The 22,235-nt window shown below is 73.3% G+C and carries 17 protein-coding genes and 2 pseudogenes; 13 read left to right on the top strand and 6 right to left on the bottom strand.

What is annotated here, in order from left to right; genetic code table 11:
• Nucleotides 1-12 precede the first annotated feature (12 nt).
• Nucleotides 13-1,173: a trypsin-like serine peptidase gene (locus ACIQFX_RS12685; RefSeq protein ID WP_402461509.1), complete on the top strand. Its 1,161-nt coding sequence runs from the start codon at nt 13-15 to the stop codon at nt 1,171-1,173.
• Between the two features lie 132 nt (nt 1,174-1,305).
• Here ACIQFX_RS12685 and ACIQFX_RS12680 read toward each other — a convergent pair whose 3' ends face one another.
• A complete protein-coding gene (locus tag ACIQFX_RS12680; protein ID WP_402461508.1) occupies nt 1,306-2,769 on the bottom strand; it encodes a PucR family transcriptional regulator in 1,464 nt (487 codons plus the stop codon).
• Between the two features lie 120 nt (nt 2,770-2,889).
• On the opposite strand from ACIQFX_RS12680, the gene speB reads away from it, so the two are divergent.
• From speB to ACIQFX_RS12645, 7 genes are all read left to right on the top strand, one after another.
• The gene (speB, locus tag ACIQFX_RS12675; RefSeq protein ID WP_367827920.1) at nt 2,890-3,867 is read left to right on the top strand and encodes an agmatinase; all 978 of its coding nucleotides are present in this window, start codon (nt 2,890-2,892) and stop codon (nt 3,865-3,867) included.
• A 131-nt stretch (nt 3,868-3,998) separates the two neighbouring features.
• Nucleotides 3,999-5,681: a thiamine pyrophosphate-binding protein gene (locus tag ACIQFX_RS12670; protein WP_402461506.1), complete on the top strand. Its 1,683-nt coding sequence runs from the start codon at nt 3,999-4,001 to the stop codon at nt 5,679-5,681.
• Nucleotides 5,682-5,780: 99 nt separating this feature from the next.
• Nucleotides 5,781-6,206, top strand: coding sequence for a hypothetical protein (locus ACIQFX_RS12665; RefSeq protein WP_402461504.1), 426 nt, complete (start codon nt 5,781-5,783; stop codon nt 6,204-6,206).
• Nucleotides 6,207-6,304: 98 nt separating this feature from the next.
• On the top strand, nt 6,305-6,610 hold the full coding sequence (locus ACIQFX_RS12660; RefSeq protein ID WP_402461503.1) for a lysine transporter LysE: 306 nt from the start codon (nt 6,305-6,307) through the stop codon (nt 6,608-6,610).
• 104 nt (nt 6,611-6,714) lie between these two features.
• A complete protein-coding gene (locus tag ACIQFX_RS12655; RefSeq protein ID WP_402461502.1) occupies nt 6,715-10,440 on the top strand; it encodes an ABC transporter ATP-binding protein in 3,726 nt (1,241 codons plus the stop codon).
• A gap of 260 nt (nt 10,441-10,700) precedes the next feature.
• Nucleotides 10,701-11,183 carry a hypothetical protein gene (locus tag ACIQFX_RS12650; RefSeq protein WP_402461501.1) on the top strand — a complete coding sequence of 161 codons (483 nt, stop codon included), beginning with the start codon at nt 10,701-10,703 and terminating at the stop codon, nt 11,181-11,183.
• A gap of 99 nt (nt 11,184-11,282) precedes the next feature.
• Entirely contained in the window at nt 11,283-12,734 is a 1,452-nt protein-coding gene (locus tag ACIQFX_RS12645; RefSeq protein WP_402461499.1) for an aminopeptidase, read from the top strand.
• 53 nt (nt 12,735-12,787) lie between these two features.
• Here ACIQFX_RS12645 and ACIQFX_RS12640 read toward each other — a convergent pair whose 3' ends face one another.
• A complete protein-coding gene (locus tag ACIQFX_RS12640; protein ID WP_402461497.1) occupies nt 12,788-14,611 on the bottom strand; it encodes a glycoside hydrolase family 3 protein in 1,824 nt (607 codons plus the stop codon).
• 453 nt (nt 14,612-15,064) lie between these two features.
• Between ACIQFX_RS12640 and ACIQFX_RS12635 the strand changes: the two genes are divergently transcribed.
• The gene (locus ACIQFX_RS12635) at nt 15,065-15,628 is read left to right on the top strand and encodes an AAA family ATPase (RefSeq protein WP_402461495.1); all 564 of its coding nucleotides are present in this window, start codon (nt 15,065-15,067) and stop codon (nt 15,626-15,628) included.
• A 161-nt stretch (nt 15,629-15,789) separates the two neighbouring features.
• Here ACIQFX_RS12635 and ACIQFX_RS12630 read toward each other — a convergent pair whose 3' ends face one another.
• The gene (locus tag ACIQFX_RS12630; protein ID WP_402461493.1) at nt 15,790-16,836 is read right to left on the bottom strand and encodes a LacI family DNA-binding transcriptional regulator; all 1,047 of its coding nucleotides are present in this window, start codon (nt 16,834-16,836) and stop codon (nt 15,790-15,792) included.
• A 112-nt stretch (nt 16,837-16,948) separates the two neighbouring features.
• Between ACIQFX_RS12630 and ACIQFX_RS12625 the strand changes: the two genes are divergently transcribed.
• Genes ACIQFX_RS12625 through ACIQFX_RS12615 form a run of 3 tightly spaced genes read left to right on the top strand, consistent with a single transcriptional unit; the run spans nt 16,949 to nt 20,051 of the window.
• Entirely contained in the window at nt 16,949-18,100 is a 1,152-nt protein-coding gene (locus ACIQFX_RS12625) for a Gfo/Idh/MocA family protein (protein WP_402461492.1), read from the top strand.
• Complete coding sequence (locus ACIQFX_RS12620) at nt 18,097-19,251, top strand: dihydrodipicolinate synthase family protein (protein ID WP_402461490.1); 1,155 nt, start codon at nt 18,097-18,099, stop codon at nt 19,249-19,251. The genes ACIQFX_RS12625 and ACIQFX_RS12620 overlap by 4 nt, the downstream gene beginning before the upstream one ends.
• A complete protein-coding gene (locus ACIQFX_RS12615) occupies nt 19,248-20,051 on the top strand; it encodes a sugar phosphate isomerase/epimerase family protein (protein ID WP_402461488.1) in 804 nt (267 codons plus the stop codon). Before ACIQFX_RS12620 ends, ACIQFX_RS12615 begins: the two co-directional genes overlap by 4 nt.
• A 19-nt stretch (nt 20,052-20,070) precedes the next feature.
• Here the strand turns inward: ACIQFX_RS12615 and ACIQFX_RS12610 are convergent, their stop codons facing one another.
• Complete coding sequence (locus ACIQFX_RS12610) at nt 20,071-20,481, bottom strand: PIN domain nuclease (RefSeq protein ID WP_402461602.1); 411 nt, start codon at nt 20,479-20,481, stop codon at nt 20,071-20,073.
• 27 nt (nt 20,482-20,508) lie between these two features.
• A pseudogene (locus ACIQFX_RS12605) lies at nt 20,509-20,649 on the bottom strand (hypothetical protein); the annotation flags it as partial.
• A gap of 371 nt (nt 20,650-21,020) precedes the next feature.
• Here ACIQFX_RS12605 and ACIQFX_RS12600 point away from each other — a divergent pair.
• On the top strand, nt 21,021-21,170 hold the full coding sequence (locus ACIQFX_RS12600) for a hypothetical protein (RefSeq protein ID WP_402461486.1): 150 nt from the start codon (nt 21,021-21,023) through the stop codon (nt 21,168-21,170).
• A gap of 227 nt (nt 21,171-21,397) precedes the next feature.
• On the opposite strand, the pseudogene ACIQFX_RS12595 reads toward ACIQFX_RS12600, so the two are convergent.
• A pseudogene (locus tag ACIQFX_RS12595) lies at nt 21,398-22,222 on the bottom strand (Scr1 family TA system antitoxin-like transcriptional regulator).
• Between the last annotated feature and the right edge of the window lie 13 nt (nt 22,223-22,235).

Raw genomic sequence — 22,235 nt, 5'->3', positions numbered from 1 at the left:
GCAGGGGACGCCATGTCCGTCGGCAGCGCCTATGAGCGGCTCCTCGGCGAGTCGCAGAGCGGAGGACCCGAGCACGCCGGCGGGGGCGGCGCGCCGGGCCCGCCGGATCCCGAACGTCTGATGACGCAACTGTCCGACGAGGTCGGCCGCTTGGAGGAACACCTCGGGGAGAGGGCCGATCCCGAGGCGCGGAAGCGACTGATGCGCGGCGCCGAGTACGCGCTGCGGGAGGTCGTCGACCACGGCGTCGACGCCCAGCTCGGCATGCGGGACGTGGCGCGGCTGGAGGCCGTCGTCCACAGCGACGGAACCCGCCCGGTGCTCTTCGTCGAGGACGACTTCTTCGACGTCACGGCACCCGCGGTGGCGACGTGGGCGGCGGCCCTGTCGCGGATCGAAGCCGAGCTCCGTACCGTCTGCCGGGCGGCCGGCCGGGTGAACGACCCGAGCTCGCTCCTCGGCTACCAGGGCACGGCGTGGGCGATCGACGAGGGTGTCGTCGTGACGAACTACCACGTCCTGGAGGCCATTTCCACGCATCCGTCCCGTACGGACGGGCAGTTCGGCGGAGAGCTCAAGCCCGGCGTGGCGGTCGACTTCGGCGCGGAGGTCGGCGGCGGGCCGCCGAATCGCGTCTTCCGGATCAGCCGTGTCCTGGGCGTGGGGCGCGCGGGGGCACCCGAACGCGCTCACCCCACCGTTCCGAGGGTCAACTTCGACGGCCTCGACCTGGCCGTACTCCAGCTCGACCGGGTGAGCGGACGGCCTTTCCCCACCCCGGTCGAGGTGGCCCGAGGCGATGACGAGGCGACCCGCGGAGCGCTCGCCTCCCGTGGGCGCAAGGTCTACATCGTCGGCTTCCCCGGCAGCGCGGGATCGACGAGTCCGGACGTCTTCGCCGAACTGTTCGCCGGAGTCAAGGGCGTGAAGCGCCTCACTCCCGGGGTGCTCACCGAGGGCCGGGGCGAGGTGGACGAGGACGAACGGCGCTGGATCATCAGCCACGACGCCAGCACGCTCGGCGGCAGCTCCGGTTCGCTCGTCGTCGACCTGGAGGCCGAGGGCCGGAAGGTCCTCGGCCTGCACTTCGCCGGGGTCCCCGACCGCGTGAACTGGGCCCACGGCCTCGAAGGCGCGACACCCGAACTGGCCGCCGCGATACCGGGGTGGTGATCCCCGTGCCGTTGTCGTGGCCCCCCGAGATCCTCCGTATGGCGAAGCTGCGCCCCGACCCGCGGCTCGCTGCCCTCGGCCGGGGCGCGATCCGCGCATGACCGCCCCGGCCGGACGACCCGGCCTCGCCCCTCACCGGGACTTGAGCGCGAACCACAGCTCCATGCGCACGTCCGGATCGTCCAGGTCCCGTCCCAGCAGCGCGGCGCAGCGGGCGATCCGCTGGCGGACGGTGTTGCGGTGGATGTCCATCGCGACGGCCGTCCGGTCCCAGCCGCCGTGCAGCGAGAGCCAGACGCGCAGGGTCTCGGCGAGCGGTCCGGTCAGCGGGGCGAGGAGGGTGCGCGCGTGGGCGGCGGCCTCGTCCGGGTCCACCAGGGCGGCGATCCCGCCCGGGTGGTGCCGCACCAGATCCGCCCCGGTGGCCTCCGCCCGCCGCAGGGCTCGCGCTGCTTGCGCGTCGGCCGCCGACAGCTCGTCCGCCTCGGCGGGGACGCCCACCCCCAGCGTCCAGCCGGACTGAGCGGTGACGGGGGAGGAGGCGGGCAGGAGCAGGCGCACGGCTCCGGTCGCGCCCCCCGGAGCCGTACCGCCCGCGTCCACCAGCGGTGTCCCCAGCGCCGCGGCCAGCGAGGCCGCCGCGAACGGGGTGCCGTCGCCGCCGCGGGCGTGGACCACCGTCCAGGGGCCCGGGCCCAGGGCGCCCGCGACCTCCGCCGGGGCCGCGCCGAGCAGCAGCCGGACCAGGGCGCCGTCCCGTACGGCCGCGTCGGCGCCCCGGTGCGGGGCCGTCAGGAGGGACAGCAGCACCACGGCGACGCCGACGATCGTGTGGTCGCCCGGGCCGCGGTGGCCCGTCGCCACGCCGAGGGTCAGGCCGTCCCCGCCGCCGAGGGCGTACGCGGCGAGCCGCAGCCCGCCGCCGTCCCCGCTCGCCGAGGCCGGACCGCCCGGGCGCGGGCCGAGGACGCCCGCCAGCTCCCGCAGGGCGCGGGCCGCCTCCGCCGGCACCTCGCGGCCGGCGGCCAGCGCCTCCGTGCCGTCCGCGCCGAAGAGCACCGCGCGCCCCCCGAGGCGGGAGGCGAGGGCGCCGAGCACCGCCGGGACGGGCGCCGGGCGGGCGGCGGCCGTCGCGAGGGACTGCTGGGCCTCGGTGACCCGGCGCAGCTCGCGCAGCCGGGCCTCCGCCATCAGCCGCCACAGCGCCCGGGCGACCGCCGTGAACGGGGTCCTCGGCGGCACCTCGACCAGCGGGAGGCCGCGGCGCGCGCAGGCCTCGACGAGCGCGGCCGGGACCGTGTCGTACACCGGCGTCACGCCGAAGGCGAGCGCCGCGGCGCCCGCCTCCACCACCCGCTCGACGTAGTGCGCCGGGTCGGCGAGCTGTACGCCCGCCGTCATCAGCAGCTCGCCGCCGAGCAGGTACGGATAGGGGTCGGCCATCTCCGAGGTGTGCACCCAGTGCAGCGGTACGTCGCCGGGCCCGGCGAGCAGCCGCAGGCCGAGGTCCGGGTGCGCGAGGAGCGCGGCGAGCGGCACCGGCGGCGCGGGGGGAGTGGAACCGGGCCCGGGCTCCGGGCCGGTCGGTGCGGTCATCGGAGTGGCCCCTTCGTACATCCACGGTCCGTACAGTGGAGGGAACGTACACTTCTCTGTCCCTTTCGGGCCACTTACTGTCGAGCCGGACCGACCGACACCCCCAGGAGGACCCCGACCATGAGCAGCAGCGACCAGAACACCCCGCGCGGCCCGATCGACTCGTCCCGCATCCCGCGGTACGCCGGTCCCGCGACGTTCGCCCGGCTGCCGCGGCTCGACGAGGTCGGCACCGCCGACGTCGCCGTGGTCGGCATCCCCTTCGACAGCGGCGTCTCCTACCGCCCCGGCGCCCGCTTCGGCGGCAACGCCATCCGCGAGGCCTCCCGCCTGCTCCGCCCGTACAACCCGGCGCAGGACGCCTCCCCGTTCGCCCTCGCCCAGGTCGCGGACGCCGGCGACATCGCCGCCAACCCGTTCAACATCAACGAGGCCGTCGAGACCATCGAGGCCGCCGCCGACGACCTGCTCGCCACCGGCGCCCGCATGATGACCCTCGGCGGCGACCACACCGTCGCCCTGCCGCTGCTGCGCTCCGTCGCCAAGAAGCACGGCCCGGTCGCCCTGCTCCACTTCGACGCGCACCTCGACACCTGGGACACCTACTTCGGCGCCGAGTACACCCACGGCACCCCGTTCCGCCGCGCCGTCGAGGAGGGCATCCTCGACACCTCCGCGCTCTCCCACGTCGGCACCCGCGGCCCGCTCTACGGCAAGCAGGACCTCACCGACGACGAGAAGATGGGCTTCGGCATCGTCACCTCCGCGGACATCTACCGCCGGGGCGCCGACGAGGTCGCCGACCAGCTGCGCCAGCGCATCGGCGACCGCCCGCTGTACATCTCCATCGACATCGACTGCCTCGACCCGGCCCACGCCCCCGGCACCGGCACCCCCGAGGCCGGCGGCATGACCTCCCGCGAGCTCCTGGAGATCCTCCGCGGCCTGTCCTCCTGCAACCTGGTCTCCGCCGACGTCGTCGAGGTCGCCCCCGCCTACGACCACGCCGAGATCACCGCGGTCGCCGCCTCCCACACCGCGTACGAACTCACCACGATCATGTCCCGCCAGATCGCGGCCGGTCGCGCCGCGAAGTGACGCCGGTCGGGTCGTGGGCGTACGTTCTGCCTGGGGGTCCGCCCTGGACGAAGTCCTTGGGGGAGGAACGGGTGGGCACGACCCGACCACCGGGCCGCACCCGACCACCGAGCCACGCCCCGAGGGACCCGATGACCCACGACCACGACCTGGTACTGCGCCCCACCCCGGCGCAGACGGCCGCCGCCCTCAACCCTCCCCCGGGCCGCACGGGCGGTGACCTCGTCATCGAGACCCTGTCGGGTCTGGGCGCGACGACCGTCTTCGGCCTCCCCGGCCAGCACGCGCTCGGCATGTTCGACGCGCTGCGCCGGTCGTCGCTCCGGTACGTGGGCCTCAGGGTGGAGAACAACGCCGGCTTCGCCGCCGACGCGTACGGCCGCATCACGGGCGAGGCGGCCCCGCTGCTGCTGTCCACCGGCCCCGGCGCGCTGATGTCGCTCGCCGCGCTCCAGGAGGCGGCCGCCGCGTCGGCCCCGGTCCTCGCGATCGGCAGCCAGATCCCGGTGGCCGGGCTCGGCGGCGGACGGCACGGCTACCTGCACGAGCTGCGCGACCAGCAGGCCTCGTTCCGGGACGTCGTGAAGTCCGTCCACACCGTCCGCACGCAGTCCCAGATCCCGTCCGCGATCGCGGCGGCCTGGGAGTCGGCGCTCACGGCCCCGCACGGGCCGGTGTGGGTGGAGATCCCGCAGGACGTGCTCACCGCCGAGACCCTCCTGCCCGTGGTCACGGCGCTGGACGCGACGCCCGAGGACCTCGCACCGCGCCCCGAGCTCACCGCGGTCGCGGCCGACCTGCTGACCAGGGCGGAGCGGCCGGCGATCATCGCGGGCGGCGGGGTCGTGCGCTCCGACGCGTCCGGCAAGCTGCGGGCCCTGGCGGAGCTCATCGACGCGCCCGTCGTCACCACCTTCGGCGGCAAGGGCGCCTTCCCCTGGACGCACCCGCTGTCGCTCCAGTCCTGGCTGGAGGACCGGCACACCACCGACTTCCTGGAGGACGCCGACGTCCTCCTCGTCGTCGGCTCCGGGCTCGGCGAGCTGTCCTCGAACTACCGCACGTTCGCCCCGCGCGGCCGGGTGATCCAGATCGAGGCCGACGCCGGGAAGCTGGAGTCCAACCATCCGGCGCTCGGCATCCACGCGGACGCGCGGCTCGCCCTCCAGGCCCTCCTGGAGACGGCCGGGAAGCGCACCGACCCGACCGCGCCCGAGCGGGTCTCGGCGGTCCTGGCCAAGGTCGGGGAGCGGATCGCCGCCCAGGACCTCGGCCTGGAGCAGCGGGTCGTCGCGGCGGTGCGGAAGGCGCTGCCGGCCCGGGCGCCGAGCTTCTGGGACATGACGATCCTGGCCTACTGGGCCTGGTCGGCGTTCGACGCCCGGCACCCCAACACCATGCACTCCGCCCAGGGCGCCGGCGGCCTCGGCTACGCCTTCCCCGCCGCACTCGGCGCGGCCGTCGCCGACCCGTCCGCGCCGGTCCTCGCGGTCTCCGGGGACGGCGGCGCGATGTACTCGATCGCGGAGCTGGCCACGGCGAAGCAGTACGGGCTCGACGTGACCTGGCTGATCGTCGACGACGGCGGCTACGGCATCCTCCGCGAGTACATGACGGACGCCTTCGGCGAGACCACGGGCACCGAGCTGACCCGCCCCGACTTCGTCGCGCTGGCCGAGTCCTTCGGCGTCCCCGCCACCCTCACGGACCCCGACGCGCTCGCGACCGACCTCGCCGCCGCCCTCGCGACCCCCGGCCCCTCCGTCGTGGTCCTCCCGGCGCTCCTCCGCATGTTCGAACCGACCCACCTCTGAACCGGCCGCGCGGCGCCCCCGGGCATATCCTGGGGGCATCCCGCGGACAGCGGCGCACTCCGCGACGACGGCGTTCGTTCCCCTGAGAGGTGACCCGTCATGCGACGCCATTCCGCCCTGCTCCTCCCCGCTTCCGTGGCCCTCGGCCTCGTCGGCTTCCTCGCCCCGACCGCCGGCGCGGTCAGCGCCCACTTCGTCGGAACCCCGACCGCGACGGCCTCCGGCAGCAGCCTCACCGTCAAGGGCAAGGAAGCCGGACTCGGCAACCAGCAGTCCGTCAACATCTCCGTGACCGCCGACGCCCAGTGCGTCAACCGCGGCGGCAACGACCCCAGCGCCTCCAACAAGCAGTCCACCGGCGGCGGTGGCACCTTCCCCGTCCAGAACGGCAAGGCCAACTTCTCCGTCACCGTCACCGCCACCTTCAAGCCCGCCTGCAGCCCGCCCATGACGCTGGTCTGGAGCAATGTCGTCGTCACCGACACCGGCAACGGCATCTCCGTCACCCTCCCCGGCCCCTTCTGACCGAAGGAGCCCCACCCCTGGCAACTCTCCCGGCCCCGCACGGGTCCTCCTGGCCGAGGACCGGCGCGGGGCCGGTCGCGCGACACGAGGGGGAGGCCATGGTGCGGGGTCTGTGGGAGTTCCTGAAGGAGGCGGTCGCCGAGATCGTGGGGGAAGCGCTCCTGGGGGTGCTGGCCTGCCTGCTCCTCGGCGGCCTGCTGCTCCTGGCCCTCTGGGGCTGGAGCGTCAGCCCGCTCCTGACCGGCGGGGGAGCCGGTCTGTTCGCCCTCTTCACCGGCTACGGCGTCTGGGAGGCGTTCCGCGCGCCGGCCCGGCGGCGGACGGGACGCCTGGCGGCCGCCGCCGTCTGCACGTCCGGGTACGTCCTCGTGTTCGCGTACTACGCGAGCGGCTGCTCCTGCTGACCGGGAAGGGGCGCAGGAACGGCCCCCGAATGTTGCGGTGGGATGAAAACGCACGTCGGCCGCGTTGGGTGTTCCGGTAGAGCAGGACGAGCGGGAGGCCACTGGTGGCGGAGACCGGGCGGAAACAGCAGGGGTGGGCGCGGAGGCTGGCCGGGTACGCGTGGCGGTACAAGGCGAACACGCTGCTGGCCCTCGGGTCGTCGCTGGCGGGAATGGCCGTGCTGGCGCTGGTGCCGCTGGTGACCAAGGTGATCATCGACGACGTGATCGGGACGAAGACCCGGGACCTCGCGGTGTGGACCGGACTCCTGATAGGAGCCGCGGTCGCCGTCTACGTCCTCACGTACGTCCGCCGCTACTACGGGGGCCGCCTCGCCCTCGACATCCAGCACGACCTGCGCACGGACATGTACCGGACGATCACGCGGCTCGACGGGCGGCGGCAGGACGAGCTGTCCACCGGGCAGGTGGTGGGGCGGGCGACCAGCGACCTCCAGCTGATCCAGGGCCTGCTGTTCATGCTCCCGATGACGATCGGGAACTTCCTCCTGTTCTTCATCTCGCTGGCCGTCATGGCCTGGCTGTCGTTCCCGCTCACCCTGGTCGCGCTCGCCGTCGCCCCCGCCCTGTGGTTCATCGCCAGGCGCAGCCGCACCCGCCTCCACCCGGCCACCTGGTACGCCCAGCAGCAGGCCGCGGCCGTCGCCGGCGTCGTCGACGGGGCCGTGACCGGCGTCCGGGTCGTCAAGGGCTTCGGGCAGGAGGACCAGGAGACCGGGAAGATCAGGGAGGCCGGGCGGAAGCTGTTCGCCGGCCGGCTCCGGACGATCCGGCTGAACGCGAGGTACACCCCCGCGCTCCAGGCCGTCCCCGCCCTCGGCCAGGTCGCCGTCCTCGCCCTCGGCGGCTGGCTCGCCTACCGCGGGCAGATCACCCTCGGCACCTTCGTCGCCTTCTCCTCCTACCTGGCCTCGCTCGTCGGCCCGGTCCGGATGCTCGCCATCGTCCTCACCATCGGCCAGCAGGCCCGCGCCGGCGTCGAGCGGGTCGTCGAGCTCATCGACACCGAGCCCGCCATCCAGGACGGCACCGTGGAACTGCCGGCCGACGTGCCCGCGACCGTCGAGTTCGACGACGTGTCGTTCGCCTACCAGGACGGCACCCCCGTCCTCGACGGCTTCTCCCTGGAGATCCGCCCCGGCGAGACCGTCGCCGTCGTCGGCGCCTCGGGCTCCGGCAAGTCGACCGTCTCGCTGCTCCTGCCCCGCTTCTACGACGTGACCCACGGCGCCGTCCTCGTCGGCGGCCACGACGTCCGCGAACTCACCCTCGACTCCCTGCGCGCCGCGATCGGGCTCGTGCCCGAGGACTCGTTCCTCTTCTCCGACACCGTCCGCGCCAACATCGCGTACGGCGTCCCGGACGCCACCCCGGAGCAGATCGAGGCCGCCGCCCGCGCCGCCCAGGCCGACCGGTTCGTCGCCGAGCTGCCCGACGGGTACGACACCAAGGTCGGCGAGCACGGCCTCACCCTCTCCGGCGGCCAGCGCCAGCGCCTCGCGCTGGCCCGCGCGATCCTCACCGACCCCCGGCTGCTGCTCCTCGACGACGCCACCTCCGCCGTCGACGCCAAGGTCGAGCACGAGATCCACGAGGCGCTGAAGTCGGTGATGGCGGGCCGCACGACCCTGCTCATCGCGCACCGCCGCTCCACCCTCGGCCTCGCCGACCGGATCGCCGTCCTGGACGGCGGCCGGCTCTCCGACATCGGCACCCACGAGGAACTGGAGGAGCGCTCGGAGCTCTACCGGCGGCTCCTCACCGACCCCGACGAGCTGGGCGCCGTCTCGCCCGGCCACGCCGCGGCGCCCGCCGGGCCTCCCGAGGACCGCACGCTGCGGGCCGAGCTGGACGCCGAGTTCGACGCCGAGCGGGGCATCACCCCCACCCTGTGGGTGCGGGACGACGCCGCCGACCGGGAGAGCGCCGCGCCCGGGGCCACCCCCGAGCTGCTCGCCGCCGTCGCCGCCCTGCCGCCCGCCACCGACGTCCCCACCGTCGACGAGGCCCGGGCCGTCTCGGCGGAGGACGCGTACGGCCTGCGCAGGCTGCTCCGCGGCTTCGGCGCCCCGCTGCTCATCAGCCTCGGGCTCGTCGCCCTCGACGCCGGCGCGGGCCTCCTGCTGCCGGTCCTGATCCGGCACGGCATCGACGAGGGCGTGAACCGGCTGGCGATCGGCGCCGTCTGGGCCGCCTCCGCGCTCGCCCTGGTCACCGTGCTCGTGCAGTGGGTCGCGCAGACCGCCGAGACCCGCATGACGGGCCGTACCGGCGAGCGGGTCCTCTACGCGCTGCGCCTCAAGATCTTCGCCCAGCTCCAGCGGCTCGGCCTCGACTACTACGAGCGCGAGCTCACCGGCCGGATCATGACCCGGATGACCACGGACGTGGACGCCCTGTCGACGTTCCTGCAGACGGGCCTGGTCACCGCCTTCGTCTCGGTCGTGACCTTCTTCGGGATCATGGTCGCGCTGCTCGTGCTCGACCTCCAGCTCGCCCTGGTCGTCTTCGCGACCCTGCCCGTCCTCGCCGTCGCCACGTACTTCTTCCGCCGGTCGAGCGTCCGGGCGTACGAGCTGGCGCGCGACCGGATCAGCGTCGTCAACGCCGACCTCCAGGAGTCCGTCACCGGCCTCCGGATCGTGCAGGCCTTCCGCCGCGAGCAGTCCGTCGCGGACCGGTTCGGCGCCCACAGCGAGGAGTACCGTGCGGCGCGCGTCCGGGGCCAGTGGCTGATCTCGGTCTACTTCCCGTTCGTCACGCTGCTGTCCTCCGCCGCGGCCGCCGCCGTCCTGATCGTCGGCGCGAACCGCATCGAGGCCGGCACGCTCACCACCGGCGCCCTCGTCGCCTACCTCCTCTACATCGACCTCTTCTTCGCCCCCGTCCAGCAGCTCTCGCAGGTCTTCGACGGCTACCAGCAGGCCTCCGTCTCGCTGAAGCGGATGCAGGAACTGCTCCGGGAGCCGACGTCCACGGCCCCCGCCGCCGCGCCCCTCGGCGTGCGGTCGCTGCGCGGCGAGATCGCCTTCGAGGACGTGTCCTTCGGATACGGCTCCGCCGACGCGGGCGAGGAGGCGCTCACCGGCGTCGACCTGCGCATCCCCGCCGGGCAGACCGTCGCCTTCGTCGGCGAGACCGGCGCCGGGAAGTCCACCCTCGTCAAGCTGGTGGCGCGGTTCTACGACCCGACGGGCGGCCGGGTCACGGCCGACGGCACCGACCTGCGGGAGCTCGACCTCACGGCGTACCGCCACCGGCTGGGCGTCGTCCCGCAGGAGACGTACCTCTTCGCCGGGACGATCCGCGACGCCGTCGCGTACGGCCGCCCCGAGGCGACCGACGCCGAGGTCGAGGCGGCGGCCCGCGCGGTCGGCGCCCACGACATGATCGCCACGCTCGACGGCGGCTATCTCCATGAGGTCGCCGAGCGGGGGCGGAACCTGTCCGCGGGGCAGCGCCAGCTCATCGCGCTCGCCCGCGCCGAGCTCGTCGACCCGGACATCCTGCTCCTCGACGAGGCCACCGCGGCCCTCGACCTCGCCACCGAGGCGCAGGTCAACCAGGCCACCGACCGCCTCGCCGGCCGCCGCACCACGCTCGTCGTCGCCCACCGCCTCACCACGGCGGCCCGCGCCGACCGCGTGATCGTCATGGACCACGGCCGGGTCGCCGAGGACGGCACCCACGACGAGCTCCTCGCCCTCGGCGGCCGGTACGCCTCCCTCTGGAGCACCTTCATCGGGGAGGCGGAACCCGAGCGGGTCTGACCCCTTCGCAGCGGACGTACGCGGCCGGCCGGCCTTTCCCGGCCGGCCGCGGCCGTTTCCCGGGCACCCGTCGGGCGGCTCCCGGGACGCCCGCCCGACCGCTCCCGGTCGGCCCGCACGACCTCTTCCCGGAGCCGGGCCGGCCGGGCGCGCTTTCCGGCCTCCCGCCGTCGCCCCGGATGGTCGGAGGCAACCATTCCGGTGTGGGGTGCGTCGTACGGCCGTATGCCCGTACGGCGATTCACCCGGGAGGGGAGCGCATGAGCTCGGACCCGACGGCCACGGACCACCGCGACGGCCGGCGAGGCGACCGGCACGGCGGCCGACCCGGCGGCGGGCGGCGACCGGTGGGCGGGCCCGCCCGGGCGCTCGCCCGCGTGCTCGGCACGCTCCTCGCCGCCCTCGTGCTGCTCGTGCTGCCCGGCCCGGGGCCCGGCGGCGGGACCGCCGACGCCGCCTCCGTCTGCAACGGCCGGCCGACCAGGACGTTCGCCTTCTCCACGGGCGAGGTGCGGGTGTACCGGACCCGGAACTACGTCTGCGCCGTCACCGTGGCCAAGCGGCCCGGCCCGCGCCGCCCGATGTCCGTCTCCCTCCAGCCGCGCGGCGGGCGGCCCGCCGTCAAGGCCGGACGGTTCGACCGGCAGGCCGGTCCCGTCACCGTCCACGCCCTCAACCGCTGCGTGCGGGTGAACGGTTCGGTGGCCGGGAAGGGCACCGCCACGGGATGGATCCTGTGCTGATGCGAAGGAAAGTCCAAGAGTAAGGACCAATTGGGTCTGGCGGTCCACACGTTGCCCCCGCTAGGTTCGCGACACCGTTGTGAACCAAGGGGAGGGTGAATGCGCAAGTCGCTGAGATGGGCGCTGTCGCTTTCGGTGCTCATAGGCACCGTCGGGTCGACCGGTACGGCCACCGCCGTGGACACGGAGACCGGCAGCGCGACCGTCGTCGACTCGCAGAGCACGAGCACGGACATCAAGGACCGCATCCTGGCGATCCCCGGGATGAGCCTGATCGAGGAGAAGCCGTACGCCGGCTACCGCTACTTCGTCCTGGAGTACGTCCAGCCGATCGACCACCACCGCCCGTGGGCGGGCACGTTCAAGCAGCGCCTCTCGCTCCTCCACAAGGACACGAGCCGCCCGACCGTCTTCCGCACCAGCGGGTACGGCCTGAGCACCACGCCGAGCCGGACCGAGCCGACCCGGATCATCGACGGCAACCAGGTCTCCATGGAGTACCGCTTCTTCACGCCGTCCCGCCCGCAGCCCGCCGACTGGTCCAAGCTGGACATCTGGCAGGCGGCCAGTGACCAGCACCGGATCTACACGGCGCTGAAGAAGATCTACGGCAAGAACTGGCTGTCCACCGGCGGCTCCAAGGGCGGCATGACCGCCACGTACTACGAGCGCTTCTTCCCGCGCGACATGGACGGTGTCGTCGCCTACGTCGCCCCGAACGACGTGGTGAACAAGGAGGACTCGGCGTACGACCGGTTCTTCGAGACCGTCGGTACGAAGGACTGCCGCGACCGCCTGAACAACATGCAGCGCGAGGCCCTCGTCCGCCGCGAGCCGCTGGAGAAGAAGTTCCAGGCCTGGGCCGAGTCCGAAGGCGCCACCTTCAACACCCTCGGCTCGCTCGACAAGGCCTACGAGGCCGTCGTCCTCGACTTCGTCTGGGGCTTCTGGCAGTACTACGGCCAGGACGTCTGCGACCAGATCCCGGACGCGGCGACCGCGAGCGACGACACCGTCTACGAGACGATCGACGCCTACTCCGGCTGGTCCGCCTACTCCGACCAGGGCCTCGAGTACTACACGCCGTACTACTACCAGGCGGCGACCGAGCTCGGCTCGCCCACCATCAAGCAGCCGCACCTCGCCGGCCTGAGCCGCTACGGCTACCAGCCGGCCAGCAGCTTCGTGCCGCGCGAGATCCCCATGAAGTTCAAGCCGCAGGTCATGCGCGACGTCGACGACTGGGTCCGCAAGAACGCGAACCAGATGCTCTTCGTCTACGGCGGCAACGACCCGTGGGGCTCCGAGAAGTTCCGCCTCGGCAAGGGCGCGCGCGACAGCTACGTCTACACGGCCCCGGGCGCCAACCACGGCGCCAACGTCGCCGGGCTCGTCGACGCCGAGCGCGAGAACGCCACGGCCCGCATCCTCGCCTGGGCCGGCGTCCCCGCACCCGCCGTCCAGGCCGCCCAGCCCCTCGCCCGCTTCGACTCGCGCCTCGACGCGGTCGTCGACGAGGACACCACCCGGGAGCACGGGCTGCGCCCGTAGTACCTGAGCGTGACAGCGGGGTGCGTCCGGCGGGACGCACCCCGCTTTCGCGTCTACCGCCCGTACGAGAGGCCGTGGCCCACCGGGTAGAGCACCCGGGAGGGGTCGTCGGCGTGCTGGACGGGGACGGGGAGGCGGCCGAGCGGGCGGGCGCGGCCGGCGAGGACGCGGACCGCGGCGCGGAGTTCGACGTCGGTCCAGGAGTAGCTGGCGAGGGTGGCCCGCTGCCCGGAGATCCGGGCGATGTCGTAGGGGTTGCGGAGGGCGACCGTGACGACGGGGACCCCGGTGGCGACGAGCCGGGCGACGAGGGCGCGTTGGGGGCTCGTCGCGGAGACGTTGTACGTGCCCACCAGGACCGCGGACCTGCCGGCCGCCGCCGCGACCGCCTCGTCGATCTTCGCCGCCGTGGGGGTGATCCCGGTGGAGAGCGCGGTCGCGGTGAAGCCCAGTTCGTTCAGGGCGGTGGCGAGGGTCGTGGTCGGCGGGCCCGTCGTGCCGGACGGCGAGGCGGGGTCGGCGCCGACGACGAGGACGTCGCCGTGGGTGACCGGGCTCAGGGGCAGGAAGTCGTCCTCGTTCAGGAGGAGGGTCGTCGTGGCCTCGGCGATCCGGTCGGCCCCGGCGCGGTGGGCGGCGGTGCCGACGACGCGGTCGACGCCGGCCCGGGTCACGTACGCCTTCCGGAACAGGCCGAGCTTCGACTTGAGCCGTAGGATGCGCAGGATCGATTCGTCGAGCCTGGCCTCCGTCAGCTCGCCCTCCCGGACCGCCGTCAGGACCGCGTTCCAGGCGACGTCCAGCTTGGGCGGGTTGAGCAGCTGGTCGACGCCGGCCTTGAGGGCGAGGACCGGGACGCGCGCGTCCCCGTACTTGGTGCGGACGCCCTCCATGCCGAGCGCGTCCGTGACCACCACGCCGTCGTAGCCGAGCTGTTCGCGCAGGATGCCGGTGAGGATGGGCCGGGAGAGCGTCGCCGGGTCCTCGCTGGGGTCGAGCGAGGGGACGACGATGTGTGCCGTCATGATCGAGTCGATCCCGGCGGCGATGGCGGACCGGAAGGGCGGCGCGTCGAGCTCGGCCCACTGCTCCCGGGTGTGGGTGATGGTCGGCAGGCCGTAGTGGCTGTCGACGGCGGTGTCGCCGTGCCCGGGGAAGTGCTTGGAGGTGGCCGCGACACCGGCCCGCTGGTACCCCTTCACCTGCGCGGCGACGAGCCCGGCGACCGCCTGCGGGTCGGAGCCGAACGAGCGGACGCCGATGACCGGGTTGGCGGGGTTGACGTTCACGTCGGCGACCGGGGCGTAGTTCTGCCGGATGCCGACGGCCGCGAGTTCCTCGCCCGCGATCTGCGCGGCCCTGCGGGCGTCCGCGTGCGAACCGCCGGCGCCGAGGGCCATCGCCCCGGGCAGCAGCGTGGCGGGCTTCCCGACCCGGCAGACGATGCCGTGCTCCTGGTCGGTGGAGATGAGCACCGGGATCGGCGTCGGCTGGGCGAGCGCGGCCTGCTGGATCCCGTTGGAGAGCGCGGCGATCTGCTGCGGGTCACGGGTGTTGTGGGCCCAGGCGAAGTAGATGACGCCGCCCACGTGGTAGCGCTCGACGAGTTCGGCGGCGGTCCGGACGCCGATCTCGGTCAGGTTGGCGTCGATGTCGGCCTGGTCCGGCGTGGTCGCGGAGTGGCCGTACACCCGCATCACGAAGAGCTGGCCGACCTTTTCCTCCAGGGACATCCGGTCGATGATCCGCCGGAGCCTCCGGTCGTCGGTCCCGGCCTGGGCCACCGGTGCGGTGACCCCGGTGACGGCTGCCGCCGCTGCTGCGGCGGTCACCGTGAGAAGGGTGCGTCGGGAGGGGGCGGGGGCGCGGTGGTGCACTGCTGCTCCTTCCGGCCGTGCGGAGATGAAGGAAACTTCCAAGGTGCCACGGATAGCCCGAAAGTAACTGCCAGGTCAAGGATCCGCGCAGGAATCGTCCGCGTGCTCCTCACCCGGCGGAGGCGATCGAAGGCCAGAGTTCCTGGAGCGTACGGACCGCCTCCCGGATCGCCGGGCGCCGCGCCGCACCGGTCCGCCACATGGCGGGCGGTCGGCGCGTCGGCGGTCGTGGGGCAGGCGGGCGGGGAGCGGGCGGTCGGGGAGGCGGCGGTCGGCCGGCCGATGGTCGACGGGCGGGCGGCAGGCAGGCAGGCAGGTGGGGGGCAGGCGGGCGGGGAGCTGACGCTCGGGGGCCGGGGCCCCGCGTGCCGAAAACATGATCGACACCCCCGGGGGGCCGGGCTACCGTGTCACGCCGGTGTGACCGCGCCCCACGGAAAGGCCCCGCCCCGTATGACCTTCGAGAACGTCACCGTCGACAGCTCCGAACCCGCCCCCGGCGCCGTCCTGCTCGTCGGCATCCCGGGAAGCGGGAAGAGCACCGTCGCGGCGGCCCTCGCGGCCCGCTTCGCCCGCTCCGCGCACATCGAGGTCGACGACCTGCAGGAGCTGATCGTCCAGGGCTGCCACTGGCCGAGCCCGGACGGCGATCCCGAGGCGGACCGGCAGATCCTGCTGCGGGCCCGCAACGGCTCCCTGCTCGCGGACAGCTTCGCCTCCGCGGGCTTCCTGCCGGTCCTCGACGACGTGGTCGTACGCCGCTCCCACCTGGACTTCTACCGCGCCCACGTCAAGGCGGTGCCGCTCCACGTGGTGGTCCTCGCCCCCGGCCCCGACAAGGCCTGGGAGCGCAACAACGCCCGCCACAAGAAGCTCACCACGAACTGGGCCTTCCTGGACGAGGCCATGCGCGCCGAACTCTCCGACGAGGGCGTCTGGATCGACAACGCGGACCAGACCGTCGAGGAGACCGTCGAGGCGGTCCTCACGGCGACGGGCCTGAAGCCGGAGAAGTAGCCCCGACCCTCAGCCCTCGGCGCGGGGGAACCCGTCGGTCTTGACGACGGTCTCCCGGCCTCGGAGGGGGGAGCACCGGGTCCTCGCCGAAGGGGATGCGCTCCTCGTCCGTATCGTCATGCGATCCTCCAAGCGGCGCTCGTCACCACGACGGCCGTCCGCTACCCCCGCGGTCGGGCCGTCGACCCCCGGACCACCAGCTCGCCCGGGACCGGCACCGGGCCGTCCGTCGGGGGCTCCTCCGCGCCCATCGCCAGGCGGCCCGCGCGGGCGCCGGCGTCGTGGAGGGGGAGGCGGACGGTGGTGAGGGCGGGGACGACGTCGATGGAGAAGGGCAGGTCGTCGAAGCCCGCCACCGAGACGTCGTCCGGGATGGACAGGCCCCGCTCCCGCAAGGCCGCGCAGACGCCGAGCGCCACCGTGTCGTTGGCGGCGACGACCGCCGTCAGCGCCGGTTCTCGGGCGAGGAGTTCGGCGGTCGCCTCGTGGCCGGAGCGGCGGTCGTACGGGCCGTGGACGGTCGGGCCCTCGGGGACGCCCGCCGCGGCAAGGGCCTCGCGGTGGCCTTCGAGGCGGTGCCGGGTGGTCGTGCGGTCGGCGGGCCCGGCCACGTAGCCGATGCGCCGGTGGCCGAGGGCGAGCAGGTGCTCGGTCAGGAGCCGCGCGCCGGTGCGGTTCTCGAAGACGAGCGCCGCCGTGTTCGCGTCGCCCGGCACCGGCGGGCGCCCGCACAGCACGACCCGGGTCCCCGCCTCCGCGAGTTTGGCCAGTTTGCCCGCCGTCGCGGCGAGGTGCTCCGGGTCCTCCAGGGAGCCGCCCATGAGGATCACGGCGGCGGCCCGCTGCCGCTGGAGCAGGGTGAGGTAGGTGAGTTCGCGTTCGGGGGCGCCGCCGGTGTTGCAGACGACGGCGAGCTTCTGCCCTCCGGCCCGGCCCGTCGCGCTCTCCCCGATGGCGCTCTGCGCCGCGCTCGCCATGATCCCGAAGAAGGGGTCGGCGATGTCGTTGACCAGCACTCCGACCAGGTCGGACGTGGCGGCGGCGAGGGAGCTCGCGGGGCCGTTGAGGACGTAGTCCAGCTCGTCGACCGCGCGGAGGACCCGTTCGCGGGTGGAGGCGGCGACCGGGTAGTTGCCGTTGAGGACGCGGGAGACGGTCGCGGGGGAGACCCGGGCGCGGGCTGCCACGTCCGCCAGGGTGACGGTCATCGTGTGCGTACCTCCGGGGCCCTTGTCGACGGTGATGTCGGCAGGCTAGCGTCATCCTCGATAGAAAGCGCTTTCTTCCGAGGGCGCGGAGCACCGGGGAGAGGAACCTCTCGTGACACGCAGGACAGTCCGCATCGCCATGAACGGCGTCACCGGACGCATGGGCCACCGCCAGCACCTCGTCCGCTCGATCCTCGCCCTGCGCGAACAGGGCGGCCTCGACCTCGGCAACGGCGAGACGCTCTGGCCCGAGCCGGTCCTCGTCGGCCGCCGCGAGCACGCCCTCCGCGCCCTCGCCGAGCGCCACGGCCTCACCGAGTGGTCGACCGACCTCGACGCCGTGCTCGCCGACGACACCGTCGACGTCTACTTCGACGCCCAGGTCACCTCCGCCCGCGTCGACGCCCTCACCAAGGCCATCGACGCCGGAAAGCACGTCTACACCGAGAAGCCCACCGCCGCCGACCTCGCCGGCGCCCTCGAACTCGCCCGGCGCGCCGAGGCGAAGGGCATCAAGCACGGCGTCGTCCAGGACAAGCTGTTCCTCCCCGGCCTGCTCAAGCTCAAGCGGCTCATCGACGGCGGCTTCTTCGGCGAGATCCTGTCCGTGCGAGGCGAGTTCGGCTACTGGGTCTTCGAGGGCGACTGGCAGGACGCCCAGCGCCCCAGCTGGAACTACCGCGCCGAGGACGGCGGCGGCATCGTCGTCGACATGTTCCCGCACTGGGAGTACGTGCTCCACGAACTCTTCGGCCGGGTCACGAGCGTCACCGCGCACGTCGCCACGCACGTCCCGCAGCGCTGGGACGAGCAGGGCAAGCCGTACGCCGCCACCGCCGACGACGCCGCGTACGGCATCTTCCAACTGGAGGGCGGCGCGATCGCCCAGATCAACTCCTCCTGGACGGTCCGCGTCCACCGCGACGAACTCGTCGAGTTCCAGGTCGACGGCACCCACGGCTCCGCCGTCGCCGGCCTGCGCGGCTGCCGGGTCCAGCACCGCTCGGCCACCCCCAAGCCGGTCTGGAACCCCGACATCCCCGTCACCGAGTCCTTCCGCGACCAGTGGCAGGAGGTCCCCGACAACGCCGAGTTCGACAACGGCTTCAAGGCCCAGTGGGAGCTGTTCCTGCGGCACGTCGCGCTCGACGAGCCGTACCACTGGGACCTGCTCGCCGGCGCCCGCGGCGTCCAGCTCGCCGAACTGGGCCTGCGGTCCGCCGCCGAGGGCCGCCGCCTGGAGGTCCCGGAGGTGTCGCTGTGACGATCCGCCTGCCCGCGCCCGGCGGCGCCACGCGCGCGTACACCCCCCGCACCGAGCCGCTCGCGCCCTCCGGGGCGGGCCCGCTGACCTCCCGCACGGTCTTCTCCGCCGCGCACGTCGTCGCCGACCCGTACGCCGACACCACCCCCGACGGCCCCGCCGCCGTCGACTGGGACGCCACCCTCGCCTTCCGCCGCCACCTCTGGTCCCACGGCCTCGGGGTCGCCGAGGCCATGGACACCGCGCAGCGCGGGATGGGCCTCGACTGGGCCGGGGCGGCCGAGCTGATCCGCCGCTCGGCCGCCGAGGCGAAGGCCGTCGGCGGCCGGATCGCCTGCGGCGTCGGCACCGACCAACTCACCGGCCCCGCCGACCTGGTGGCGGTCCGCGAGGCGTACGAGGAGCAGCTCGCGCTCGTCGAGGAGACCGGCTCCCAGGCGATCCTGATGGCCTCCCGCGCGCTCGCCGCCGCGGCCGAGGACCGGGACGACTACCTCGACGTCTACGGCCACCTCCTCCGCCAGGCGAGCGAACCGGTGGTCCTGCACTGGCTGGGCCCGATGTTCGACCCCGCCCTGGAGGGGTACTGGGGCTCGGCGGACCTCGACGCCGCCACCGAGACCTTCCTCGAAGTGATCGCCGCCCACCCCGACAAGGTCGACGGCATCAAGGTCTCCCTCCTCGACGCCGGGCGCGAGGTCGCCCTGCGCCGCCGCCTCCCCGAGGGCGTCCGCTGCTACACGGGCGACGACTTCCACTACCCGGAGCTGATCGCCGGGGACGAACAGGGCTTCAGCCACGCGCTGCTGGGCATCTTCGACCCCCTGGGCCCGCTGGCGGCCGAGGCGGTCAGGACGCTGGACACCGGTGACGTCGACGGCTTCCGCAAGATCCTCGACCCCACCGTCGCCCTCTCCCGGCACCTCTTCGAGACCCCCACCCGCTTCTACAAGACGGGCGTGGTGTTCCTCGCCTGGCTGGCCGGCCACCAGGACCACTTCGCGATGGTCGGCGGCCTCCAGTCCGCCCGCTCCCTCCCGCACCTCGCCCGCGCCTACGAACTCGCCGACGGCCTCGGCCTGTTCCCGGACCCGGCCCGCGCGGAGTCCCGGATGCGCTCGCTCCTCACCGTGTACGGAGTCCCGCAGTGAACCCCGACCGCTTCTCGATCAACCAGATGACGGTGAAGCAGCTGGCCCTCCCCGACCTCGTGCGGGAATGCGTCCGGCTCGGCGTCCCGGGCGTGGGCCTGTGGCGCGAACCCGTGCAGGCGTACGGGGTCGAGGCGGCCGCCGCGCTCGTCCGGGACGCCGGACTCGCCGTCACCACCCTCTGCCGGGGCGGCTTCTTCACCACCGGCGGCTGGGAGGCGGAGAACCGCGCGGCGATCGACGAGGCGGTGACGCTCGGCACCGACACCCTCGTCCTGGTCTCCGGCGGCCTCACCCCGACCTGCCCCGACCTCCCCTCGGCCCGGGCCCGCATCACCGAGGCGATCCGCGAACTCGCCCCGTACGCGGGGGAGCGCGGCGTCCGCCTCGCCATCGAGCCCCTCCACCCGATGTACGCCTCCGACCGGTGCGCGGTCTCCACCCTCGACCAGGCCCTGGAGATCGCGGAGCACTTCCCCGCCTCGCAGGTCGGCGTCACCGTCGACACGTACCACCTGTGGTGGGACGACCGGGCCCCGGCGGCCGTGGAACGCGCGGGCGCGGCGGGCCGCATCCACTCCTTCCAGCTCGCCGACTGGACCACCCCGCTCCCGGCCGGCGTCCTCAACGGCCGGGGCCAGCTGGGCACGGGCGCGATCGACCTCCGGGCCTGGGCCGACCTGCTGGACAAGACCGGCTACACGGGCCCGGTCGAGGTGGAACTCTTCAACGACGACCTCTGGGCGAGGGACGGCGCCGAGGTCCTGGAGGAGACGCTGGAGGCGTTCCTGGCCGTCTGACCCTGGGCGGGCGACCGGGTCACCCGCCCAGGTGCCGTACGTCCTGCTGCTCGACTTCCTTGAGGACGCGGGCGACCGTGGCGAAGTCGTTGTCCCTGTGCAGGAGGGTCAGGCCGTGATGGACGGCCGTGGCGCACAGCAGGAGGTCCACCACTCCCGCGGCCTTGTGCTGACCCTTCTGCGTCAGCTTGTACTGGGCGGATTCCACCCATCGCCACGCGTCCTTCGGAACGCGGACGGCCGCGAACATGGCGGAGAGGTCCTCGTCGATCTCGTCGCGGTCGTCAGCACTGGTGGCGCTGAACAGGATCTCCGCCCGGGTGGCCTCGCACATGCCGATGGCGCCGGTCTCGATCTCCGCTTCCCAGCGTCGCTGCGCCGCCGGATCGGTGCCGAGGTGGACGTACGCGCTCGTGCCGCCGCCCAGCAGGTCGCCGAGGCCGCCTCCCTTCTTCGTGGCGGCGCGCTTGGTGAGGGCGGTCAGGACGACCGGGATCAGCATCTCGACCGCGCGGTTCGCCGTGGCGGCCGGAATGCCGGTGCGCTTCGCGACGGCGTTCGCGGCGGGCTTCGCCAGTTTCGCCAGGACGCCGGCCATCAGTCCGCCACTCACCAGGCCGCCGAGGGTGGCGACGCCCTGAAGGGGCGGCTCGGGCGAGGTCACCTCGTCGACGGCGGCGCGGACCTCGTCCGCGCTGCGCGGCTCGGACGCGGCCTGGCGCAGTTCGCCGGAGAGCTCCGCGACCGAACCGCCCACGAGCTCCCGGGCCCCGGCGGCGTCCGTGCCGACGAGCCCGGCGATCTCCTGGAGCCGGTCGTCGCCGAGTTCGGTCAGGACCTCGTCCTGGAACGAAGAGTCAGTAATGACGGAAACGCTACGACCTGCCCCTTCCGTCGGCATGCCGAGACCGCCGCCGGGGAACTGCCCAGCCCGGGACACTCGTCCTGACGGGCAGGTGGGTGGCGGGCGTGCCGGAGTGGCTGATCGCGGTACTGATCCCGGTCGGGCTGAGCGGGCTGGGAACGGGCGCGTTCCTGATCTGGGCACGGCTGGGAACGGACCGGCCCGTGGAGCACCACAACACCAAGATCCAGGACGAGTGGGACCCGGGCGGCTGAGCCCGGAGCGGGACACCGTCCCACCTCTCCCGGCCTTCCGGGCCGGTACGGGAAGGTCAGGAGGAGAGGCTGCCGTCCTTGACGGCGGCGACGAGGCCGACCAGCCGTCGGCGGAGAAGACGACGACGGGGCCGGGGGGGGCGATCTCAAGGAAGTCACCTTGACGGCTGCTGTAGCTGGACTTCTATCGTCCGGTGCGGGTGGACGAGTGGGAGACGGCGGGCTGCTCACTGTTGACCATGTGCGTGCTTCTTCGCCGCCGCTCTGACGAGCGAGATTGATTCCGCGTGCGTCAGCGCGTCACTCAGCGCGAGATCGAAGGCGGTCTGGCTGTATCTCACGGCGTCCGGATCGGTGGTCAGCCACCCGGTGTGGAAGCCTTCGGAGTAGGCCACCGGTGCGGACTCTCCGAAGCTCATGAGTGTCAGCAGGCCTTGCTGGAGGGCGTGGGCACCGGTTCCGAAGGGCAGCACGTGCAGTCGGAGCCGGCCACCTTCGGCCATGTCGGCAATCCTGTGGAGTTGTTCGGCCATGACCTGCGGTCCGCCGACTCCGCGCCGGAGCACGGCTTCGTCGAGGAGCGTCCAGACGACCGGGTTCGTCGGCCCGGTCAGCACCTGCGCGCGCTCTGTTCGAATGACGACTTCTCTGTCAAGTTCCTCGGCCGTGTGGTTGGGCAGGTAGGCGCGGAACACGGCTCGCGCGTAGCTCTTCGTCTGGAGCGGACCAGGCACCAGAGAGAGCGCGAACAACTTGAGTTCCCGTGCCTGTTGTTCCAGCTCGGCCGCAATCGCGAACCCAGGGAGGAATCTGGTCCTGAGCTCTTCCTGCCAGCGAGCGAAGTACACGCCAGTGGCCAGCGCTTGGTCGATCCGCTGTGCGTCTTGGGCGTCGGGTAATCACCGCCCTGCTTCGAAGTGGCTGATCAAGGTGGGCGAGCACAGCACCAGATCACCGAGGGCCTTCTGGGTGAGCCCCAGAGCCTTCCGGCGCAGTCTCAGCTCCTCCCCGAACTTCTGGCGCGGTGTACGCGGCTTTCGGTGCTTCTCCATGTGTCCGACTCCC

This window comes from Streptomyces sp. NPDC093089 (assembly GCF_044754405.1).
Classification (GTDB): Bacteria; Actinomycetota; Actinomycetes; order Streptomycetales; family Streptomycetaceae; genus Streptomyces.
This window is presented reverse-complemented; position numbering and strand designations above follow the sequence as displayed.

What these genes read in the sequence shown, in the direction of transcription:
- ACIQFX_RS12645 (WP_402461499.1), top strand. Translation starts at nt 11,283, where the DNA reads ATGCGCAAGTCGCTGAGATGGGCGCTGTCGCTTTCGGTGCTCATAGGC.
- ACIQFX_RS12685 (WP_402461509.1), top strand. Translation starts at nt 13, where the DNA reads ATGTCCGTCGGCAGCGCCTATGAGCGGCTCCTCGGCGAGTCGCAGAGC.
- ACIQFX_RS12665 (WP_402461504.1), top strand. Translation starts at nt 5,781, where the DNA reads ATGCGACGCCATTCCGCCCTGCTCCTCCCCGCTTCCGTGGCCCTCGGC.
- speB (WP_367827920.1), top strand. Translation starts at nt 2,890, where the DNA reads ATGAGCAGCAGCGACCAGAACACCCCGCGCGGCCCGATCGACTCGTCC.
- ACIQFX_RS12660 (WP_402461503.1), top strand. Translation starts at nt 6,305, where the DNA reads ATGGTGCGGGGTCTGTGGGAGTTCCTGAAGGAGGCGGTCGCCGAGATC.
- ACIQFX_RS12635 (WP_402461495.1), top strand. Translation starts at nt 15,065, where the DNA reads ATGACCTTCGAGAACGTCACCGTCGACAGCTCCGAACCCGCCCCCGGC.
- ACIQFX_RS12630 (WP_402461493.1), bottom strand. Translation starts at nt 16,836, where the DNA reads ATGACCGTCACCCTGGCGGACGTGGCAGCCCGCGCCCGGGTCTCCCCC.
- ACIQFX_RS12670 (WP_402461506.1), top strand. Translation starts at nt 3,999, where the DNA reads ATGACCCACGACCACGACCTGGTACTGCGCCCCACCCCGGCGCAGACG.
- ACIQFX_RS12650 (WP_402461501.1), top strand. Translation starts at nt 10,701, where the DNA reads ATGAGCTCGGACCCGACGGCCACGGACCACCGCGACGGCCGGCGAGGC.
- ACIQFX_RS12680 (WP_402461508.1), bottom strand. Translation starts at nt 2,769, where the DNA reads ATGACCGCACCGACCGGCCCGGAGCCCGGGCCCGGTTCCACTCCCCCC.